General features: G+C 34.9%; 1 protein-coding gene. It reads right to left on the bottom strand.

The genetic code is table 11. From position 1 onward, the window contains the following. A partial coding sequence (locus ACJML3_RS10315) for a CarD family transcriptional regulator (RefSeq protein WP_406022975.1) occupies nt 1–1,937 on the bottom strand: 1,937 nt, incomplete at its 3' end. Nucleotides 1,938–2,103: the final 166 nt, after the last annotated feature.

The raw sequence follows: 2,103 nt of genomic DNA, 5'->3' as shown, positions 1-2,103 counted from the left end.
ACATCACCACAGACAAGTCTGTCCATAGGAGTTGGCTTTTTCAGATCGTTTATAGTATTTTCAATTGCAAGAGCCTGATCTGGTGTTTCCTGATAGTTAAAGCCTGATGCAAATTCCTCAAGTGCTTTTGTAGAAACCTCAAAGGCTGTTCCTTTGTTTGCTTCACGTTTTGCATAAAGATCTAAAAGTGCAGCTGCAACATCAATAACCTTGTCCTGAGCCTTACTCTTTTTCTTAGCCCAGTTATCATTACCAAGTTTTGATAGCTGAGGGTTTTCAGATCCAGAATATCTTGCAACCTTGTTAAGTGCGGTGATAGGGATATTAAGTATATCACCACCTGCATACTCGATGGTAAGATACTCACCTTTAACACCACCTATCACCATGGTTTTAAGACCTTTGTATCTTCCGATACCATGGTCAATATGAACCACAATCTGACCTTCACTTAATGAAGCTAGGTTCTTAATAATGGTATCCTGGCTGATACTTGCATTTTTAGATGCTCTTTTTTGCTTTACAGCTTTAAAGCCTAGTATTTCTGATTCTGTAAGATAGCAGATCTTTAAATCAGGGAAATCAAAACCTTCATCAAAAGGTGCTAATGTGAGCATCAGGCTGCATTTTGAATTTATAAATTCATCAATTGATGATGCTTTTACAAGAGGATGATTATTTGTAATTGCCTCTGGGAAAATCTCCTTTAAAGACTGGCGTCTGCCTTCTGACACACAGCTTAAAAGGAATCTGTAGCCATTTTCAATTCTTGAATTTATGAAACTTATAAGATTTTTAGCACTGCTTTTATCTGATGGAACAAAAGCAATATTTGGGATCTTTTGAACAGGTAGATTTGAATATCCTCTTTTTGAAAGAGTGTTCTCATCAAATGGTTTTGTTACAAAATTTAAAAGCCTGTGTTCTTTAATTCTGTCAGTACACTCTTTTGCATTCATGAATACTAAGGCTGGCTCTAATGATGGATGATCAGGATTTCCCTTAAACATAAGAGCTCTTTTATGGACTTCAATATCAAAATCCTGTACAGCATTAAAAACATCGCCTATAAGGACTATATCTGTCTGTTTATCAAGATAATCAAAAACAGTCTGAGTCTTATCAAAGAATAGAGGAATATAGTATTCAATACCTGCAGGAATGGCACCTTTTGATATAGCCTGATAGATTGGATGATTTACAAGATTAGCACCTGTAAAATAATCTCTGTAGTTGCTTCTAAATACACTTATAGCCTCCTTGTCTAGTGGAAACTCATGTGATGGGAGCATACAGACACTGTCTATTGTTTCAAACGATCTTTGAGAGTCTGGATCAAATGTTCTTATAGAATCGACTTCATCGTCAAAAAAATCTATTCTGTATGGATTTTTACTGCCCATAGGAAAGATATCAAGTATTGATCCTCTTATGGTGAATTCACCATGAGAGAGTACTTTTTCAACATGGTAGTAGCCATGCTCTACAAGATCGTCTTTCATCTTTGCAATATCACGGCGATCGCCTTTTTTTATGGCAAAGGAGTTTTGTTTTATATACTCAACAGGGCAGACTCTGTGCATAAGAGCACTTACTGTAGTAATTACAATTCCATCTGTAAGAGAATTTAGAGAACTTAAGATCTCAAGTCTTGATGAGACGATATCCTGATGAGGAGCAATAGTATCGTATGCAAGAGTTTCAAAATCTGAAAAATAGCAGATCTTCTCTAAAGGGAGCAGAGCTTTAAGATTGCTTTTAAGGCTTAAAGCATCAAAGCTTTCTTGACATATGACAAACAAAGGTCCCTTGTTTTTGTTTTCATAAGCTGCAGCCACCAAAGATGTGATAGTTGTGCTGTTTAAATTTCCTATATGCTTAATCTGGTTTGTGAAGTTCAGATTTACTGTATTTTTTATAAGTTCTTTTAAATTCATGATGTGATAGAATTGCAAACTGTTATTTTGATAAGTTTACCAAATATACCTAAAGAAAATGACAAATTACAGAAGTTTTATATATCTTACTATTATATTCTTGTATGTTCTGTTTTTTGCATATAACATCCCTCATTTTTCAAATGATTACCGTTATATGCTCATT

The organism is Succinivibrio sp., assembly GCF_045124615.1.
GTDB lineage: Bacteria > Pseudomonadota > Gammaproteobacteria > Enterobacterales > Succinivibrionaceae > Succinivibrio > Succinivibrio faecicola.
Note: the sequence above shows the minus strand (reverse complement) of the source record. Positions and strands in the feature narration are given on the sequence as shown.